Annotated in this window: 17 protein-coding genes; 13 read left to right on the top strand and 4 right to left on the bottom strand. The window is 57.2% G+C overall.

All coding sequences use genetic code 11. The features are described 5' to 3' along the window. Positions 1-52 precede the first annotated feature (52 nt). The 4 genes from PCAL_RS03915 (at position 53) to PCAL_RS03900 (ending at position 3,044) form a co-directional block, all read left to right on the top strand. Positions 53-520, top strand: coding sequence for a DUF411 domain-containing protein (locus PCAL_RS03915; RefSeq protein ID WP_011849415.1), 468 nt, complete (start codon positions 53-55; stop codon positions 518-520). Further along, entirely contained in the window at positions 502-1,524 is a 1,023-nt protein-coding gene (locus PCAL_RS03910) for a thioredoxin fold domain-containing protein (RefSeq protein WP_011849414.1), read from the top strand. Before PCAL_RS03915 ends, PCAL_RS03910 begins: the two co-directional genes overlap by 19 nt. A 163-nt stretch (positions 1,525-1,687) precedes the next feature. Continuing rightward, positions 1,688-2,584: a manganese catalase family protein gene (locus tag PCAL_RS03905; protein WP_011849413.1), complete on the top strand. Its 897-nt coding sequence runs from the start codon at positions 1,688-1,690 to the stop codon at positions 2,582-2,584. Positions 2,585-2,606: 22 nt separating this feature from the next. Beyond that, positions 2,607-3,044: a hypothetical protein gene (locus PCAL_RS03900; protein WP_011849412.1), complete on the top strand. Its 438-nt coding sequence runs from the start codon at positions 2,607-2,609 to the stop codon at positions 3,042-3,044. On the opposite strand, the gene PCAL_RS03895 is transcribed toward PCAL_RS03900, so the two are convergent. Further along, complete coding sequence (locus PCAL_RS03895) at positions 3,031-5,400, bottom strand: heavy metal translocating P-type ATPase (protein ID WP_193322886.1); 2,370 nt, start codon at positions 5,398-5,400, stop codon at positions 3,031-3,033. The two genes, PCAL_RS03900 and PCAL_RS03895, sit on opposite strands and share 14 nt — an antisense overlap. Positions 5,401-5,450: 50 nt before the next feature. Here PCAL_RS03895 and PCAL_RS03890 point away from each other — a divergent pair, with 50 nt between their 5' ends. The 6 genes from PCAL_RS03890 to PCAL_RS03865 are packed head-to-tail and all read left to right on the top strand — an operon-like array spanning position 5,451 to position 8,158. Beyond that, positions 5,451-5,624, top strand: coding sequence for a YHS domain-containing protein (locus PCAL_RS03890; RefSeq protein WP_011849410.1), 174 nt, complete (start codon positions 5,451-5,453; stop codon positions 5,622-5,624). 1 nt (position 5,625) lies between these two features. Beyond that, positions 5,626-6,045, top strand: coding sequence for a CoA-binding protein (locus PCAL_RS03885; RefSeq protein WP_011849409.1), 420 nt, complete (start codon positions 5,626-5,628; stop codon positions 6,043-6,045). Between the two features lie 43 nt (positions 6,046-6,088). Next, entirely contained in the window at positions 6,089-6,577 is a 489-nt protein-coding gene (locus tag PCAL_RS03880; protein WP_011849408.1) for an EVE domain-containing protein, read from the top strand. Between the two features lie 2 nt (positions 6,578-6,579). Next, positions 6,580-7,101, top strand: coding sequence for a hypothetical protein (locus PCAL_RS03875; RefSeq protein WP_011849407.1), 522 nt, complete (start codon positions 6,580-6,582; stop codon positions 7,099-7,101). 2 nt (positions 7,102-7,103) lie between these two features. Further along, positions 7,104-7,460 (top strand): MazG nucleotide pyrophosphohydrolase domain-containing protein, encoded by a 357-nt coding sequence (locus PCAL_RS03870; protein ID WP_011849406.1) that lies wholly within the window; start codon positions 7,104-7,106, stop codon positions 7,458-7,460. A gap of 29 nt (positions 7,461-7,489) precedes the next feature. Then, entirely contained in the window at positions 7,490-8,158 is a 669-nt protein-coding gene (locus PCAL_RS03865; protein ID WP_011849405.1) for a hypothetical protein, read from the top strand. On the opposite strand, the gene PCAL_RS03860 is transcribed toward PCAL_RS03865, so the two are convergent. Then, complete coding sequence (locus tag PCAL_RS03860; RefSeq protein WP_011849404.1) at positions 8,145-8,939, bottom strand: hypothetical protein; 795 nt, start codon at positions 8,937-8,939, stop codon at positions 8,145-8,147. The two genes, PCAL_RS03865 and PCAL_RS03860, sit on opposite strands and share 14 nt — an antisense overlap. Positions 8,940-9,135: 196 nt before the next feature. Between PCAL_RS03860 and PCAL_RS03855 the strand changes: the two genes are divergently transcribed. From PCAL_RS03855 to PCAL_RS03845, 3 genes are all read left to right on the top strand, one after another. After that, a complete protein-coding gene (locus tag PCAL_RS03855) occupies positions 9,136-11,979 on the top strand; it encodes a DUF1156 domain-containing protein (RefSeq protein ID WP_011849403.1) in 2,844 nt (947 codons plus the stop codon). A gap of 108 nt (positions 11,980-12,087) precedes the next feature. Next, the gene (locus tag PCAL_RS03850) at positions 12,088-15,135 is read left to right on the top strand and encodes a hypothetical protein (RefSeq protein WP_011849402.1); all 3,048 of its coding nucleotides are present in this window, start codon (positions 12,088-12,090) and stop codon (positions 15,133-15,135) included. Then, the gene (locus PCAL_RS03845; RefSeq protein ID WP_011849401.1) at positions 15,132-15,506 is read left to right on the top strand and encodes a hypothetical protein; all 375 of its coding nucleotides are present in this window, start codon (positions 15,132-15,134) and stop codon (positions 15,504-15,506) included. The genes PCAL_RS03850 and PCAL_RS03845 overlap by 4 nt, the downstream gene beginning before the upstream one ends. On the opposite strand, the gene PCAL_RS03840 is transcribed toward PCAL_RS03845, so the two are convergent. Together PCAL_RS03840 and PCAL_RS03835 are read right to left on the bottom strand one after the other, a co-directional pair. Then, entirely contained in the window at positions 15,475-17,934 is a 2,460-nt protein-coding gene (locus PCAL_RS03840; RefSeq protein WP_011849400.1) for a DEAD/DEAH box helicase, read from the bottom strand. The genes PCAL_RS03845 and PCAL_RS03840 overlap by 32 nt on opposite strands. Continuing rightward, complete coding sequence (locus PCAL_RS03835; RefSeq protein WP_011849399.1) at positions 17,934-18,383, bottom strand: hypothetical protein; 450 nt, start codon at positions 18,381-18,383, stop codon at positions 17,934-17,936. Before PCAL_RS03835 ends, PCAL_RS03840 begins: the two co-directional genes overlap by 1 nt. Positions 18,384-18,456 lie beyond the last annotated feature (73 nt).

The raw sequence follows: 18,456 nt of genomic DNA, 5'->3' as shown, positions 1-18,456 counted from the left end.
CCGCCGCTCAGGGTTTCACGGTAGTCATTTATTCCACATCTCAGTCGCGCCTATGAGAAAGCAAACGGCAACTCTGATCCTCGTCACAGCCATCTTAGCGATAATCATGACAACAGCCTTAAAGCTCTACACATACCCCCCAAGCGAAAAGACACAGGAGAAACCCCCATTTTCTTCAGTGAAATTCTACTATGCCCCGCCCTGCGGCTGTTGTGAAAAATACTTGGCCAAGCTTAGGCAGTACTTCGCAGTGGAAGTGACAGTCCTAGACCCCCAGAAGCTTCAGGAGCTGAAGAAAGAACTCGGCGTGCCAGAAAGGCTGTGGTCCTGCCACACAATTGCGGTAGAGGGGGGCTTGTTCATAGAGGGACATGTCCCAGTCTCGGCTTTTACGGCCTTAGCCAAGAACGGCGTTAGAGGCTTGGCGTTGCCGCACGCCGAGACAGACCCCACGACGTGGGAAGGGCCCGGCTATTACTTGGTCTACGAAAACGGCACTATATGGCGCGTGTACTCTTAGCAGTCCTAACCCTAGCCCTGCTCCTTACAGCGGGCAACATAACTGTGATATACTTTTGGCAACCCAACTGCCCAGGCTGTAAATACATGGAAGAAGTCACATTCAAAGATGCACAAGTCCAAGCCTTCTTAGCCGCTGTCCGTTTCGAAAAGCGGGACGCCAGAGAGGTGCAGTACGTGGAGGCATATGCTCAGAGGGCGTTAGTAGTCGAGGGCGCGTCCTTGACCTTTCTCAACGGTTCTTTAACCACTTCGGGAGCCACCAAGATACGCGTAGTAGAGGTAGACGGCCGCGGCCGTTTCCCCATCTTGGCAACCCCCACGGTGGTTGTGCTAGAGGCAGATGCCGGCGAGGTATACCTCAGAGGATATCTGCTAGGCGCCCTGCCCCCCGAGCAGTTTCTCTCATTTATAAAGAACGCCACTAGCCCAACTCCTCTACAGCCGGCTGCCAGCTCGCCAGCCACGGCGTTGGCGATTGCGGCGGCGCTAGGCGCGGCGTCAGCCGCCTCGCCATGTGTGATAGTCCCCCTGGCCTTGGCATCTACCAGGAGGAGGCTCTACGTCTACTTCCTAGGAGCGGCTACAGGCTACGCCGCGTGGGCCGCAGCTCTGGCGCTATTGGGGGCGCCACTTGTCTTAGACAAGTACACAGCCGCGGCCTTAATCGCCCTCTTCGGCGCCGCGTATTTGCTGGGCCCGCGGGCGCCTCTCTGGAGGGTGCAGACTCTATTTCACAAGCTGTCCAAGGGCTCAGACTTTCTAGCAGGGGCATTTTCGCCGTTTCTGTCTCTGCCTTGCCTCCTCCCCTTCCTAGGGATTGCCGGAACTCTGGCACTGGCGCTCCTAGCCACGCCTTTAGAGAGATTTCTCGCAATGTTCCTCTTCGGCGTATTCCACGTGGCCGCGGTCTCGGCGGCTGGCGCAGCTGTGCAGAAGACCAGGCTTAGGAGATATGTAACTCTGCTTTTGCTAATAGGCGCATTTCTATACCTACTTCTCTAAGCCTCGGCGAGGCGGTCGGGGGCACTCCCGCGGTCGGCGGCCTCATTAACATCGTTAACGCGAAGTGGGTTAGCCCACTCGATATTCCCATTTAACTGAGTTAATAATGTGCCACGTTTTTTAACGAAGTTAATACTTATAAGGTATTTTCGAAGTTAATGGCATGTACCTAAGAATAGACCGGCTCCAAATACAACTGCCAGCTCCAAAAGAGCCTGACCCCAACGCCGCGGCAGCCGTCAGCGAGTTGCTTGGGGGCAGATTTGGGGAAATGAACACGTTGATGACGTACACTTACCAATCCTTCAACTTCCGCATGCACAAAAACCCAGCCATAAAGCCCTTTAGAGACCTGGTCTCCAACATAGCCACAGAGGAACTCGGTCACATCGAGCTGGTATCCGCCGTGGTAAACGCCCTATATGTGGGCTCCACAAAGCCGGCGCCCCCAGACCAAGCCCCACTAAAGCCCCTAAAAGACGTGAGAAACACCTACCACGCGATAAACACAGGCCTCGGCGCCTTCCCCATGGACTCCCACGGAACGCCGTGGCGCGGCGACTACATATTCGTAAGCGGCAACCTAGTGCTAGACTTCCTATACAACTTCTTCCTAGAGGTTGGGGCACGCCTAGCCAAAATCAGGGTATACGAGATGACAGACAACCCAGTGGCCCGGGAAATGATCGGCTACCTACTGGTGCGCGGCGGCGTACACGCCATGGCATACGGCAAAGCCCTAGAGGCTCTGACAGGGGTAGAAGTGTGGAGAATGCTACCCATACCCAAGATAGAGGACTCCAAATTCCCAGAAGCCGCCAAGTACATGAAAATGGGAGTACACAGGACACTGTACAGATTTAGCCCAAGCGACTACAAAGACATAGAAAAAATCTGGAAGGGAGCCCACCCAGCCGACGGCCAGCCGCTACAAGTACACGACGGACCTCCCGAGGGAGGAGAATACCTAGAACTACCAGAAGTCCCCGAGGAATTCGCCCCCGGCCTATACAAAGACGACTTTGAGAGAATCGCCAAGAGACTGGGAATAAACCTCTAAACCTCCAAGTTCTTTTTTCTACGTGGTTGACCTCTTGCTCTGGCTGGTGGGATTCTGGGTCCTCCTATGGGCTCTGATGAGCCTGCTGGCCGGGAGGGCCGTCAACCCCCTCGGGGTGTTGCTAGGCATAATCCTCGCCCCCATAGCCTTCATAGCGGGCGCCGTGCTGACCGCCCTGTCCATAGGCGCCCTCGCCGTGGCGGCGCCCTTCCTCCTACTACTCGCCGCGCCCCTCGCACTCCTCTTGGGCTTCCTCGCCGCCCTGTACACCCTATCCGCCCTCGCAAAGGCCGGCATGTTGGCCACCTTCCTCGCCCTACTGCTGGTGCTCCTCATCTTGGCCGCGCTGGGCCAGCTCACGTGGCACAGCCCCACGCCCCCCTCCCTGCCACTACACTTCTACCCACACGGCTGGCGGGAGATGCCCCTCCCCCGCCCCCACACCCCTACGCCCTTCTAAGCCTCAGGGCGTTCAACGTGACTGAGATGCTACTCAGCGCCATGGCCAACCCGGCGTACTCCGGGCGGAGGTACAACGCGGGGTAGAAGGCCCCAGCCGCCACAGGTATAAGCACTACGTTGTAGAAAAAGGCCCAGAAGAGGTTGAAGCGGGCCGTGCCCACGATCTTCCTAGACAGCTCGAGGAACTCCACCACCTTGGCCAAGTCCCCCCTCCTCACCACCACGTCCCCAGCCTCCTTAGCCACCTCGGTCCCCGAGGCCACCGCAATTCCCACGTCCGCCTCGGCCAGCGCAGGGGCGTCGTTTACCCCATCGCCGATGAAGATGACGCCCCCCTCCCTCTTCAGCCTCCTCACCACCTCGGCCTTGGCCGCGGGGTCGGCGCCGCCGTAGAACCTCTCAATGCCCAGCCTCGCGGCTACCTTGGCCACCGCCGCCTCGTGGTCCCCCGACACCACCACCGGCTCCAGCCCCATGGCCCTCAGCCTCTTCACCACCTCGGCCGCCTCCCTCCTCACCTCGTCCCCCACCGCAACCACCCCCCTCACCACGCCGTCCACAACCACGTACGCCACCGTGTACCCCTCCCCCCTCAGCTCCTCCGCCGCCCTCCGCAGATCCTCGGGGATAGACGCGCCAAGCCCCTCCACCAGCTTCTCATTCCCCACGCCCACCACGGCCCCGTCCACCCTGGCGTAGACCCCCTGCCCCGGGAAAGTGTCAAAGAACTCCGGCTCCGCCAGGCGGACCCCCCTCTCCACCGCGTACTCCACCAACGCCTTGCCCAACGGATGCGTAGACTTAGCCTCGGCTGAGGCCGCCAACGCCAAGGCCTCCCCGTCCCCCACAAACTTGGCCACCCTGGGGGCGCCCACCGTCAACGTGCCAGTTTTGTCAAACGCCACGTACCTAGCCCTAAGAGCCTTCTCCACAGCCTCCACGTTCTTAATCAAGAGCCCCCTCTCCGCCGCCCTCCCCACCCCCACCACCACCGCCAGAGGCGTGGCGAGGCCCAAGGCGCAGGGACAAGCCACCACGAGGACAGACGCAGTGAACAAGAGGGCCTGCGAAAGCGGCGCCCCCACGGCGCTCCACCCCACAAAGGTGGCGACCGCAACGCCGATGACCACCCAGGTGAATACACCAGCCACCCTATCCACAAGCCTCTGAATAGGCAGCCGCGCGTTCTGCGCCTGCCTCACAAGCTTAACCACCTCGGCAAGGTAGGTGTGCCTCCCAGACCTAGTGGCCCTAACCACCAGCCTCCCCCTCACCAGCGCCGTGCCAGCCAGCACCAAGTCGCCCCGCCCCTTCTCCACGGGGAGAGGCTCCCCAGTAAAGGCAGACTCGTCCACCAGCCCAACCCCCTCCTCCACGTAGCCGTCCACCGGCACCCGCTCCCCCTCCCGCACCTCCACCAACTCCCCAGCCCCAACCCCAGACGCCTCCACCTCCACCCAGCCCTCCCCCCTCTTCACCCTGGCCCTCGGCGGCTGAAGCTGCGCCAGCCTCTTCACAGCCTCCCCAGTCCTAAGCCTCATGAGAGCCTCCACGTACCTCCCCGCCAACACAAAGGCGATAACCGCCGCCGACGCCTCAAAAAAGGCGTGGCCCCCCACAGCCACGGCATAGGAGCTGTAGAGGAAAGTGGAAAGGGTCCCCAACGCCACCAACGTGTCCATATTCGCCGTCCCATTCCTAAAAGCCCGCGCCGCCCCCCAGAGAAACCTCCACCCAGAGTAGAACTGCGCCACGCCAGCCAACGCCAACTGCGCCAACGGAGGAACATGCAGGACCCCCACCATGGCCAACATCAACACCGCCGCCGCGACCGCCGCCGGGACAAGCCTCTTCCCCAAATCCCTCACCTCCGCCTCCACAGCCCTCCTATCCACGTCCACCCCCACCTCCCCCCTCCTCACCTCCCTCACCCTAAAACCAGCCCTAGCCACCCTCTCCGCCACCTCCTCCACAGACGTCTCAAGAGGGTTATACTCCACATACACCACCCCAGCCGCCGGGCTCGCCCGCACATAGAAAACCCCCCAGCCCCCCGCCGCCCTCTCCACAGCCTCCACCTCCTCCGGGCGGAAGTCCGCCACTATGTGAGCAGACTCCCTATACACGTCGTACCCCACCCCCCGCACAGCCCTCAGCAACTCCCCCCAATCCAACACCTCGGGATCAACCACAAGCCTAGCCTCGCCACTGGCAAGAGAAGCCTCAGCCCACCTCACCCCCCGCACAGAGAGAAGAGCCCTCTGCACAGTGAGAGAACAAGTGGCACAGTGCATCCCCAAAACCTTAACCACGGCACTACGCCCCCCAACCCTAACCCCAACCTTCACCTCCACACCCAGCACGATGCCCCCAAATAAATATATATGCCAGCCGCGGTGGGTACATGGTCAAAGACCCAGTATGCGGAATGGAAGTAGACCCAGCCACGGCCAAGTGGAAAACCCTCTACAAAGGCAAGCCCTACTACTTCTGCTCACCCATGTGCAAAGAAGCCTTCGAAAAAAACCCAGAATACTACCTCACCCACGGCCCACAAGGAATGCCACACCACCACTGACATGAACCCACAAGAAGTCCTCAAACGCCACCGCACAGTCGCCGTAGTCGGCGCCTCAAAAGACCCCACCAAGTGGGCCCACATAGTGCCAAAATACCTCAAAGAACACGGCTACAAAATCATACCCGTAAACCCCACAGCCACCGAAATCCTCGGCGAAAAAGCCTACCCAAACATCCTAGAAATACCACACGAGATAGAGGTAGTAAACGTCTTCAGACCAAGCGAAGAAGTCCCCAAAATAGCACAGGAAGTAATCAAACGCAAGAGGGAAAGAGGAGACGTCAAAGTACTATGGCTACAACTAGGCATAAGAGCACCCCCCGAAGTAAAACAACAACTAGAACAAGAAGGCATCACCCTAATCGAAGACACCTGCATGATGGAAACACACAAACAAATGACAAGCCAAACCCAGTAAAACGAATAAACACGAATTTTTATCAGCACGCTTTCTAGGCAACATGGGCAAGTACTGGGTATTCGCCTCCAAGAACAAAGAGAACATAAAAACCGCCAGCGAGAGGCTCCTCTGGGGCTTTTGGAAAAAGCCGCACGACAGTAAGTCAAGCAGGAAAAAGTCAACACTTGCAAAAAACTGGCGGCAATTCCTCCACCTCTACAACAACCTCTCGGCTGGCGACGTGGTATTTTTCCAACTCGCCAAAAGCGGCGACATACACGCCGTAGGCATAGCGAAGGATAGATTCTACGACGACCAGACGCCCGTCTGGCCAGAGGAAGTCAACAAGGGCAAGGTCTTATTCCCATGGCGCGTCTCCTTCTACATCATCATATACTCCGAGGAGCCCCTAGGCGCCTACTTCACGCACTTGGAAAACTACGTAGACGGCTACGGGATAGGCGAGGCCCCACCCCACGAGGCAGAGACCGTGCTAGAGAAACTCAGAGAAAAACTGAAATCAATGGGCATCTACGTTAAAATAGCCTAGACATGCCGAAGCCGAGACAAGACCAAGATTCGCAAGAGCGCAAACCTGAAAGGGTATCTCTCAGGAAATTCGTAGATAATGCCGCAGAGACGCTACACGACTACTCTCTCATAGACATAATAGCAATCGCAAGGGCCCTAGGCTTTGAAATAGAGAAGATAAGCCCAGGTAGCGAAGAAGGAGTAGACGTAGTTTTAACCTACGGCGACATAGAAGTGGTCATAGAATCTGAGGTAGGGCACGAAGTAGGTGGCAAGAAATACATAGAAAAACTGGTAAAAAAGCTAGAAAAGATGCCAAAGTCAGGGCGAACGCGCTACCTAGTAATAATGACAAACGTTCCCAGAAGGATCAGAAAAGCGCTTAGATCGATGAACGCGGAATATAGGAAAATGCTTAGAGAATACGACCTCAGAGAGGCGGAGCTCGGCCGCGACGTCTACGTAGTGCCAGCCCTCCTCTATAGAGAGGTGATGCCGGCCTTACTTGCGAAAATATCTGCATGTAAAATGCCGGAGATATAAACATGCGCGCGGGGGCGGAAGTGGAGCTGAGAGAGCTCGCCAAGATACAGGCCCAGTTCTCCGGAGAGAAGTTCCCACACTTCTGGCGCGTAGAAGGCGACCGAGACGCCGCCCTGCGGCTTGAGTACTTCACCAACGCCCTCGCCGGCGAGGTGGGAGAGCTCGCCAACGTCGTCAAAAAGGTAGTCCGCGCCACCGTATACGGAGGGAAAGGCCTCACGCTTCAAGAGGCTCTGCCAAAGATAGAGGAGGAACTGACAGACGTCTTCATCTACGTCCTAACCATGGCCAGCTTCCTCGGCATAGACCTAGAACAGGCATACTTCAAAAAACTGGAAGAAAACATGAAGAGGTTCTAAAACTTAAATAACCACAGCAATTAAATAACGTGACAGAGGCCACCGCCACAGTCGAGCTGATAAGGAGCGTGATATCGCTAGTCAAGCTCGGTCTCGACGTAGCGCCGCAAATTAGGGAATACCTAGAGACAGAGATAAAGAAGGCCAAGAAGCTTGTGCAAATCTACATAACGGCGTTCTTCAGAAGCTCCACCGCGACTAAGCACATAGACAGCACGCTGATGAGGCTCTATGTATGCAAAGACGAGAAGATACTCCCGTGTCTGTACAAGAGCGGCCGTGGGTACATATTAGCCACATGGTACACCTCCCAAGACACCATACCCGACAGCGAGCTCCTCAGAGAGGCCTTCGGCATAGAGGTGGAGGCGCCAGAGGTGGAGAGGGACCACTCAACCGACGTCACCCTCCTCCTAGTGCCGCTGGGAGCGAAGAGCGAGGACGTGGCGGCGGCAATCCGCGAATTCGTCAAATTGACATACAGCGAGCTTGGGGCAATGAGCTGGGCCGGTAGAATAGAGGTCTACTACCTAGACCAGAATAACGCACAAAAAGCCGCGGCAAAGATACAGGACTACCTGGCAAAGAGACAACTCGACCTAAAGGTGTATACACACAAAACCACGGTCGTGGTAGACCTACCGCCGTCCATAGCAAATATGGAGGAGATATACGCCGAAATACTCAACCGGGTTTAAACACGCCGAATTCCTTCAACACCTTCACCACCTCAGCCACCCGCTCCGCCACGGCGACCTCCGCAAGGCGCTGCTGAACGTAGATGCCCCTCACACTCAGTATAAGCCTCAAGCCCTCCTTATTTATGACCAGGGCCGTGACCTGCCCCCGCTCAGACAAGTCAGACACAACAGGATGCCTCTCAAGCCACCTCCCACTCACAATAGCGAACCTAATGCTCACGTCCTGGATCTCAGAGATAGAAATCCACCCGAGCTCCCCCAGCCTGCTCAACATCTCCCTAAACTTCTGACCCCTCGGAAGCTCAAGCCTAGTATCAGGCACATAGATGTGGAGCATTCTAAGCGCTTCCACAGCCCCATTAATCGCCTTAACGCCCTCTGCGGAAGTCAATACAGCAACATCTTCCAAATCCCTATCCACATAGTAGAAGAAGCTACACGTCACCTTCCTCTTCACCCTCCACTCCCCCCTAAGAGTCACCACCTCCTCAGGAACCTCCACCTCAAGCCTAAAATAGTCCTCACCCAACACCTCAGAGCCCCGCAGAGGCACGTCTCCCCTTGAGACCTTCAGCTTAAGCGGAATCACGAGCTTAATGCCCCTCTCAAAATGGCCCTCTCTATCGTCATAAGTCACAGACTCAACATCGCTCCTAGGAATAACTGTGACGATCCTATTGTAGACAAGTTCCTCCCCTGCACGTCTCTTCAACTCATCCACAACCCTATACCTAGCCTCCGCCTGAGGAAACACAACCACCTTAACCAGCGACCCCACGGCCCTTGCTCAGCCCACATTTATAAATGCATGTTTAAAAACAAAGTAGACACATCTGCATACTTAATATAGACCTAGACCCAAAGCTCAACTACATTCTTAAGTACCACAATGTGCACATCTAACGCTATTAAAGACGATTCAGGCGCCATATTATCTATATCGCATGTACATGCTTTAAAGAAGGGGCTGTAGTGTGTACGTGACCCTCCTGGAGAGGGGGCTCCCCATCGACGAGATCAACGAACTTTCAAAAGTGGAGAAGGGGCCCGGCAGGCCGCCCCACTGGGAGATGGTGTTCTGGTGGACCCGAAAGCCCCTCGCCGGCGCCAGGGCGATAATAGCCGCCGCACTCCTAGACGACATAAACCCACAACAATTCCTCACACACCTCTTCCCCTGCAGAGGCGAGCGAAAGACGGTACACACGTGCAACCCATCTCCCCGCCTAGTAGAGAGGCTAAGGGGGAAGAAGCTGTTGGACCCCTTCGCCGGCTTCGGCTCTATCCCCCTTGAGGCGCTCCGCCTTGGCCTAGACGCCACGGCCGTAGAGCTACTCCCCACGGCCTACGTCTTCCTCAAGGCCGTCCTTGAGTACCCCAAGTGGGCCGCCGAGAGGAGGATTGACTTGGCCAAGGAGGTGGAGAAGTGGGGGAGGTGGGTCGTGGAGAGGCTGAGGGAGGACCCCGACGTCAAGGGGCTTTACGGCGACGCCGCTGTTTACATTGGGACGTGGGAGGTGAAGTGCCCCGCCTGCGGCCGCCACACGCCGCTGGTGGGGAACTGGTGGCTGGCAAGGGTAAAGAAGGGCAGTGAGTACGAGAGGCTGGCCTGGATGGAGTGGAACAACGGCGTGAGGGTAGTGGACCTTGGCCGCGTTAGGGCTGAGGTTAAGGCTAGGGGCGAGGAGGGGGAGGGCGGCGTGGTTAAGGCCGGGGGGAGGGAGTACAGAGTGCCCGCCAAGAACATAGACGCGAGGCGGGAGACGGCGCGTTGCCTCCACTGCGGCGCAGAGATAAACCACCGCGCCGTCGACGGGAAGATTGTGAAGCCGAGCGCCAAGAAGAAAGTCGGCGACTGGTACGTCAAGTGGGCCCTCCGCCAGTGGAACGAGAGATACGAGCGCTACCTAAGAGGCGAGACGACGCTGGAGGAGCTCAGGGGAAGCCCCGCCAGGCCGACGCTACTCGTCAAGGTGAGGGCGGAGGGCAGAGACCTACGCTTCGAGCCAGCAGACGGCCAAGACGTGGAAAAGCTGTGGAAAGCCGCGGAAAAGCTTAGGGAGATGTGGGGAGACCCAGACATACCGACAGAGCCTGTATCGCCTTATAGCAACAGGTACCTCTTCCCCATTCTCTATGGCTTTGACGAATGGTTTAAGCTCTTCAACCCGCGTCAGCTTCTTGCTTTGCTCAAGCTGGTGAAGCTTATACGCGAGGCGGGCAGGCTGGCCGAGGAGGAGAAGCTGGGAGAGGGATGGGGCAGAGAAGACGCCCACAAATACGCAGAAGCGGTAACGACGTATTTAGCGGTAGCATTATGCAAATACGTTGATTATAGCTCAATTGTAGCTGGGTGGAATCGATCGTTGATAATGGGCCACTCTCTTTCTATGAGAGGTATTGCTATGATGTGGAATTGGGACGACATGTCGCCGTGGACAATGTGGACGGGTACCTACGTCCGGAGCGTCAACACTGTTATTGAGAGCTTGTCTTATCTTGTCTCCGCGGTCTCTGGTAGCCCTGGTGGGGTTAGGGTTTTGCTTGACGACGCAGCCTCGCTTAGCAAGTTGGAGGGCGAGGTGTTTGACGTCGTTCTCACTGATCCGCCCTACGCCGACGACGTGCCCTATGCGGAGCTTAGCGACTTCTACTACGTGTGGCTTAAGCGGGCTCTCAGCGGCGTTGATGGCGGTCGCCTCGTGCCGAGGTTTTTGCCCGAGGCCTTTTTCGACGAGTTTGGGGAGGAGGTCACTACGCAGTGGCAGTTCTTTGCGCCGAGGGAGGTGTCGGAGAACGAGGGGCGCTTCGAGTACTTTAAGATGAGGGAGGGCTTCGCCGACCTCCTCGCCAGGGCCTTCTCCAACATCCTCCGCTTCCTCAAGCCGGAGGGCCTCCTCGTGGTGTACTACGTGGCCAAGAAGCCGGAGGCGTGGGTGGCGCTGGTGGACGCGCTTTGGAGGCGCAGCGGCCTTGTGCTGACCGCGGCGTATCCTGTGGCTACTGAGAGCGAGGAGAGCGTGGTGGCGAGGGGCAAGGCGTCGGTGCTTGGGGGGTTCGTGGCGGCGTGGAGGAGGCGGGAGGCAGTGGATGGGGAGGGGATAGTGGACTTGGCGGACCCCGCACAGAGGGCCAAGGTGGTGGAGCTTGTGGCAAAGGAGTTTGAGAAGTACAGGGCGTTTTCGCATGACTTCTTTGTCTACGCCTATGTTGCTGGGCTCTCTGCCCTTTTGAGGTTTAAGGAGGTGAGGTACGCCGGCGCCGTCCTGGACGTCGAGTCGGTGTTGGGGGCCGCCACCTCGATTGGGTTCGAGGGGGCTCTGCGGTTTTTGGGAGTGGAGGTGCGGGACCCCTACGCCCTGGCGTATCTCCTGCTCCGCACCGCGTCGGAGCGCGGCGTGGTTGACAGCGACACAGTCGCGTATGTGCAGTACGCCACTGGGCTGTCAGACGGCGACATGGTTAAGGCGGGGCTTTTGGAGCCCGTGGAGTCCGGCGGCGCGAATGTGGCTAAGCGTAAGTCTTTTAGGGTGGTGGCGCCGGCCGAGGCGTCTGTGCCAGCGTATGTGTCGGCGCTGGGAAAGGTGCGGGGCAGGTCGAAGGTGTTGGAGGCGTTTAGAGAGGCCGAGGCGGGGGCCCTCAGCCCCTCGTTCAAGTTTGACCAAATCAAGGCCAAGTTCGGCGAGGAGGTGTTTAAGGAGGTCCTCGCCCTGTGCCGCGCCTTTGTAAAACTCTGCGACGCGGGGGTGTTAAGCAAAGACGACCCAGACGTCAAGGCCGCCGAGGCGATTCTAGGCGCCTCCTCCCTCCTCATGTAGGCCCAGAGGCGGCTGTCGCAAGGGCCAATCCCATCGCCCTACGTGTAGCGGCGGGTTCCTCTCTTAGTTACGTCTTGAATTTTTTATAGTGGTTTTGTGTTTGGCTTTATGCAGTTGAGGGAGTTTGTTAGGCGGCTTGATGTTGTGGATAGGTTTGTGTCTGGTGGTGTATCTCCTGCGGTTGATGTGAAGGTGGTGTTTGACTGTTTGTTTGGTGGGGGGCGGCCTGTCGCAGGTCACGAGGTGTATTGTTCGAGGGAGGAGTTTTTCTCTGTGACGTACCCCACGGCGGGGATGGTTAGGTGGCTGTCTGTGTTGTTTGGGGTTTTGGCTGGGCGGCCTGGGAAGAACGTCTTTGTGCTTCCCGCCTACCTGGGGGCTGGGAAGTCGCACTTTTTGGCGTTTGTGCTTCACGTGGCGGCTCTTTATAGGGAGTGTCGTGGGGTTGGGCAGTGTGTGGTTAAGGAGCTTAAGAGGTATGGGATTGATGTGGAGTTGCCTGACTTGGAGGGGGATTTGAGGGTGGTGCTTTTCCACGGTGGTTACGCTTCGTCGCCGCCTTGGGGGAGCGGCGTGCCGACGAAGGATTTGCTGAGGGGGGAGTTGGTGGGGCGCGGTCCTGTCCTCTACCTCTTTGACGAGGCTGGGATGTTTGACAACAGGTTTGGCGCACAGTTTGCGGACTATATGCAGCTTCTCTCTGAGGTGTTTGTGGAGGCTGGGCCGGGCAAGGCGTTGGTGGTGTCGTATAGCTTGGCCAGCGGCCAGTATTCGCCGCCTAGCTTGGAAAGGCTGAGGAGGGTGGACCCGCTGATTATTGAGATGGATGCTGTGAGGAACATTGTGCATATCGTGAGGAGGTGGGCTGGGATTGACAAGGTGCCGCCTTACCGCGAGTTTAGGGATCTCGTGGGCGTGGTGCCGGAGGACAAGGTGAAGGAGTTTCATGGGAAGGTGGCTGAGACGTATCCCTTCAACCCTGTGGCGCTTGAGACGCTCCTCCTGCTCGCCGAGGAGAGCCTTGTGAAGGCGTCTAGAATTCAGCTCACTAGGGGCCTTCTGCAGTCTGCCTTGAAGGCTTTGAAGAGCGCGGTGGAGAGGGGTGGGGGGCTTGTGGTGCATGGGGATCTGCCTGAGCCTGGCGAGGTGGTGGAGCCGCCTCCCGAGTTTAGCAAGTTCTGGAGCTCCATCCTTGGTCTGTATAGGAAGGATGAGGAGGCGGCGGGCGACGACTTTGTCCTCCGCTCGGTTCTGCGCCATGTGATTTACCGTAGCTTTGTGGGGAGGCTCATGCCTAGGAGTGGGATATACCCAGATGAGGCCGCGCTTATCTTGGGTAACTACGATGTCGTTCTTGGGGCGCTTCCTGTGTCTAACGCGGTGAGGAGGCTTGGGGATTTTAGGGTGCAGAAGACCGCGGGGGGCTACGTCTATTTGCCTCTTCCAGACGAGTACGAGGCTTTGGCAAAGGCCCTGGTGTACGTCTCAGAGGAGGAGGGGGCTAAGGCTGTCCATGACGAGGTGGAGCAACTCGTCAAGTCTGTGGCTAAGAGGTTCAAGCGCGTTGCAGTGCTTGGGTGGAAGGAGGGGAAGGCTGAGGGGGTGTCCTCTTTTGACGATGCAAAGAAGGCCGCCGACTACGTGGGGGAGCGGGACTTCTCGGCGCTTTTGGTGGACCTCAGGGGGACGGCGCAGGTGCCTAGGCGTAACAACCTGTTTGTGGTAAGGGCGAGGGAGGGGGCTGTGCCTGGGGATGTGAAAGAGTTTTTGGGCAAGGTGGCTGTGCCGCCTGATAAGCTTTCTGGGGCTTTGTACATGTTGGGCAGGGTGAAGGTGGCCGTTGACAGAGTGGCGGAGGACTTGGAGAGCTACTTTCCCGACATTGTGCAAGTGGAGGATAGAGCTCTCAGGCAGGCGCTGGAGGATGGGGTGAAGGTGCGTCTTGAGCGTATAAAGGAGGTGGCTAGGTCGTACATTAGGAGGTATGTGGAGAAGTGGCTGGACGAGGTCCTCCTGGGTAGGCGGATCTCTGCGTCTGGGGGCTTGGAGTATTTGGCCAAGTACCTTGGCAGTAGCAAGCCCGAGGCTGTAATAGAGTGGGCGCTTGGGAGGGCGCAAGTCTTTGTGAAAATTGGCGACTTGTGGGATCAGTGGCTTAACAACGACGATGCGCCGCCTTACCCGTTGTCGTTTGACGACTTTGTGGAGGGGCTTCTTAGGAGGTGTAGAGAGGATTGCAACTGTGTGGTGAGGGAGGGGGGCGAGTATCAGTGGATCTCGGAGGGGGGTGGGTGTTTCTACGAGCTGAGGGATCCCAGGAATTCCGAGGTGGCGCTGGCTTACGTGGAGGGCTCGGTCAACGAGTCTGTTGTAGAGCAGTTTCTTACCTATTTGGATAGCCGCGGGTCTGTTGAGTTTACGTATCAGAGGCTAGGCGGTGAAGAGGTGAGGCGTAGCCTCGCAGACGTTTTGAGGGAGAGAGAGGACTGGATGTATCTAAAGCATGCTAAGTACCGCATTGAAAAGCGTAAGAAGAGGCTGGACGTCAAAGTCAACGGTGTGGTTACGTCTCTGGCTGAGGTGAATCCGGGGGACGAGGTTGTGATAGCTGTGGAGTCTGATGAGAAGATTTCCCGCGTCATTTGGGAGTTTGCAGGCGTTCAACACGAGACCACGGTTAACGACGTGTTTTTCCAGTTTAAAGTACGTGTTGGGGAGGATCCGCAGTACGTGGTGAAGATTGTTGCAGAGTTTGCCGATGGTAGCGTGGTGGAGAGGAGCGTAGTTTTGAATGTGCGTGTGAGAAGGAGGCGCGAGGTGTCCACGGCGGTGGTGAATGTGGGCGACGTGGTAGTGGCCGTGTCTGCGTCGTCTGCGGCTGAGGCTGTCCGACTTCTTGAGAGGTTGAAGGAGGACATTGTAGAGGTCGTCGAAGTTAGGGCTATTGAGGCTTCTGAGGATTTGAATCTCAGGCTGGAGTTTAGGGGGCGTAGGGGCCATCTGCAGCAGGCTCGTCGGCTTATAAAGGCTGTGGAGCCGGTGACTCAGAACGTGGGGGTCACTGTCAAGTTTAAGGAGCCTGTAACTGTCGATAAGTCTCTGCTTGAGAGCTTGGGCAAGGGCGCGCTTCTGTGGACTAAGATTGTGGAGGAATGAGAGTGAGGTTTTTGTCTAAGTATGCCGTAGTGGAGTTGGGGAGGCTTAAGTTTCGGAGCGGTGTTAAGCTGGGCGAGTTTCCGCCGCTTTTTAGGCTGTTTATAGCCTTTGACGAGGGTGTAGACTGGCGGGTGGAGGGCAACGTGTTAGAGGTCAAGCACCCCAACCTCAGCGAAAGGGCCTTACTGTACATTGCGCTGAGGAGGGCGGGGTTGCGGTCGGAGGAGGCTAGGCGTATTGTGAATATGATGAGGGCTTTTGAGGCTTCGGCGCTTGCATCGGTGCTTGAGTACCGGCTTCTCCAGTGGGGGATCGACTTTTTGAGGGATTTCGGCGCCGCTATTGCCTCTCTTTATCGACGCTTTCTTTGACTGCCTCTACCACGTAGTCGAGACCCCGCTTGGTGGCCACTTTCCACGTTTTTAAGAATTGGTCAAAGGTGTAGCACTCTACGGTGTTGCACCTCGTGCCTTCTACGGTGGCTACGCATATTAGGTGCCTGTCGGGGTACTTGGAGCCCCAGTCCATCTCGTTTGCCGTCAGGGTCACAGACAGCGCCTCGCCCGGCCGTATGTAGCGCCCTTTGCACTCCACGGTGTACCTCTTTCCGCCTTTTTCTACGACCATGTCAAAGGGCCGGGGAGCGCTGTCATAGTCGCGGACAATCCTGTAGCCTTGTTTGACGAGGTACTCCTTTATGCACTTAACCGCGGTGTGCTCTGTCTTTGTCCTATAGTCACTCCTCTTCAGGGCCTCTTCCACCGCGGCGTCGAAGTCGTCTAGAGAGACGCTTGTGGTGACTATGGCTCTCTCCTCTACCTGTATTCTCAGCCTAACGCTGTCTCTCAGCCTTGGGTCTCCTATGAGTTGCTTCGCGTAGGTCCAAAGGTGGTCTGCAAAAAACTTCAAGGCGGCTTGCTCTATTTTCTTTTTCTCGTCCTGCCTTATTTCGCCTGGCTCTCCCTGTATCTCTACGCCGCTTAGCTCCACCTCTCTGTACACCACATCGCCTTTTACTTGTCTCGTCTTACTTAGCGGCGTGTCGAGCCTGGCCAGTAGGTTCTCTTCTAATGCGGGGAGCCCGCCCACTTCTACCACTAGCTTGGCCTTGTAGTACCCACCGCCGGGCTCTGGGCTCTTCTCCGGCGGCCAGCCCAGCTTGGCCTTTAGGTCTTTGAGGAGTTTTTCGCGGTCCTTGGCACCCCTCAGCGCCTCCTTGAGCTGTAGCAGTTTTTCCACTTTTTCTCTCAGCTCTTCGAGCCGTTTTTCGAAGATGGCGGCTATGGCGTCGCTTGTGGGTATGTAGACCCCTCCGAGGTCGGATATCTTGACTTTGATCTTCTCCTCTAGCTCTCCCTTGAATTCGTATATCTCGTACTCGGCGTAGGCGTGGGGAGTGAGCGCGGTGAGGTTTATCTGGTAGATCTTATCTAAGTACTCGACGTACATCTCAAACTCGCTCCTCGTCCCGGGCGCGTCTAGCGCCATGTCTACCACGGCCACGTCTTGGCTCTTCTGTCCCAGCCGCCACACTCTGCCTATCCGCTGGACGTGTTTTGTGGGGCTCCACACAACTTCGTAGTTCACCACTGCGTCGAACATCTGGAGGTTGACGCCCTCGGTGAATATGTCCGTGGTTATTAGCACTGGCCTGGGCTTGGCGGCCAGCTCCTCGATTTCTCTATTTATCGCGTCGCCGAGCTCCACCCTCGCCTTGTGAGTCGTGTACATGACCGCGCCGTCCTTGCAGTAGGCTTTGCCAAACCCCTCGCCCCACTCCGCGTCGCAGTTCTCCGCCAGCGCTTGGAAGAGGTACTGGGCCGTGGTGGCGTATTCGGTGAACACTATAGTCTTTCTGCCGGCCAGTGGGCCGTTTAAAACCCTCTTCAGCGCAGAGAGCTTCCTATCCTCGGCGGTGTACGCTTTGACGTTTTTCAAGAGGTCTTGCACGTGGGAGAGACACCCGTCTAACTCGCCCTCTTCCAGGTCCTCCTCGGTGCAGGTGCCGCCTACGACCTTGTTCAACGTCGTGATTAGGGACAGGGGGCTGGACAAGGCGCGTTTAAGGACCACGTATCTGACAATTGGCTCTACCTCCGCCTCTTCCAACAGCCTAATTATCTCCCTCAAGGCCTTGGCCTCCTCTTGCGTGGCTTTTACTCTGACGATGTAGTAGCGTATGTTGGGGAAGATTTTCCGCATTTCATACTCTTCTACGTCTCTCTTCTCTCTCCTCACCACCTTATCCACCGTGCCCCTCAAGATGGCGTAGCTCTTCTCATCGCCAGTGTGCGGAGTTGCGGTGAGTAGCAGACAGCTCTTGGCCTTCTCGCACAACGTCTTTAGTCTCAGCCGCTGTGTGTCTAGGCGGAGCTTATGAGCCTCGTCTATCACCACTAAGTCCCACGGGACTTGCTCCAGCAACTTGAGGTACTCGTCCTTCTTTGCTCTGTCCATGGTCACCACGTAGATAGGCCTCCCAGGCGCCAAGACGGCCTCCCTAGCCACGTAGACCTCTTCGTCTGTGAAGCCGAATTTCCTCAGCTCGTCTAGCCACTGGTCGAGAAGCGCGGCTGGGACAACTATAAGCACCTTGGCCAAGCGCCCGCTCTCCACGCCCAATTTCACATAGGCAAGGGTTTCAATTGTCTTGCCGAGCCCCACGTCGTCTGCCAAGAGGACTTTAAACCTGGGCAAGAGGAGGAGGTCTGACACCAAGTCTAGCTGGTGGAGGTAGGGCTCCTTTCCCGCCTGTTTAAACGCCGCCAGTACCTTTGTCGGTGTGACGGCGCTGGCCATTACCTCAGGAGGGACAACAAGGCCTTGGCCTTTTCCTCGGGCAACGGCTGCGCTGGTGAGGGCAGTACTCGGACTCCGATCTGCTGGAGCTGGGCCAGCGTCACTGGTCTCCACCGGGAGGGGTCGAGGGGGCTCTCCGCCACGCCGGGCGCTAGCCTCTCCACCTTTATGGGCAGGAGGATTGGCCACTCGCCCTCTGGCCAATACTTTTCCAACAGCTCCTCCGGCTTTTGCAAGACGCCGTATAACACGACTCCGCCTGGGAAGCCCACCTCTTTGGCGACGTATAGAAATACGTGGGCCCCCTCCTGCAACAACGAGTTTCGCCTAGAGGCGCCCCAGAGGAAGACGCCGGGCAGAAACCGCCTTATTAACGCACTTCTGCGTTCTAGGTAGTCGAGGAGGCTGTGGCTGAAGTTTGCAAGTCTGCCCTTGAACAGTAGATACATATTCAGTCTCGCTACTGTGAATATATAACTATAGCGGTAGAGAAAGATTAAAACACTGTACAATCATGTCACT

The organism is Pyrobaculum calidifontis JCM 11548 (assembly GCF_000015805.1).
Classification (GTDB): Archaea; Thermoproteota; Thermoprotei; order Thermoproteales; family Thermoproteaceae; genus Pyrobaculum; species Pyrobaculum calidifontis.
This window is presented reverse-complemented; position numbering and strand designations above follow the sequence as displayed.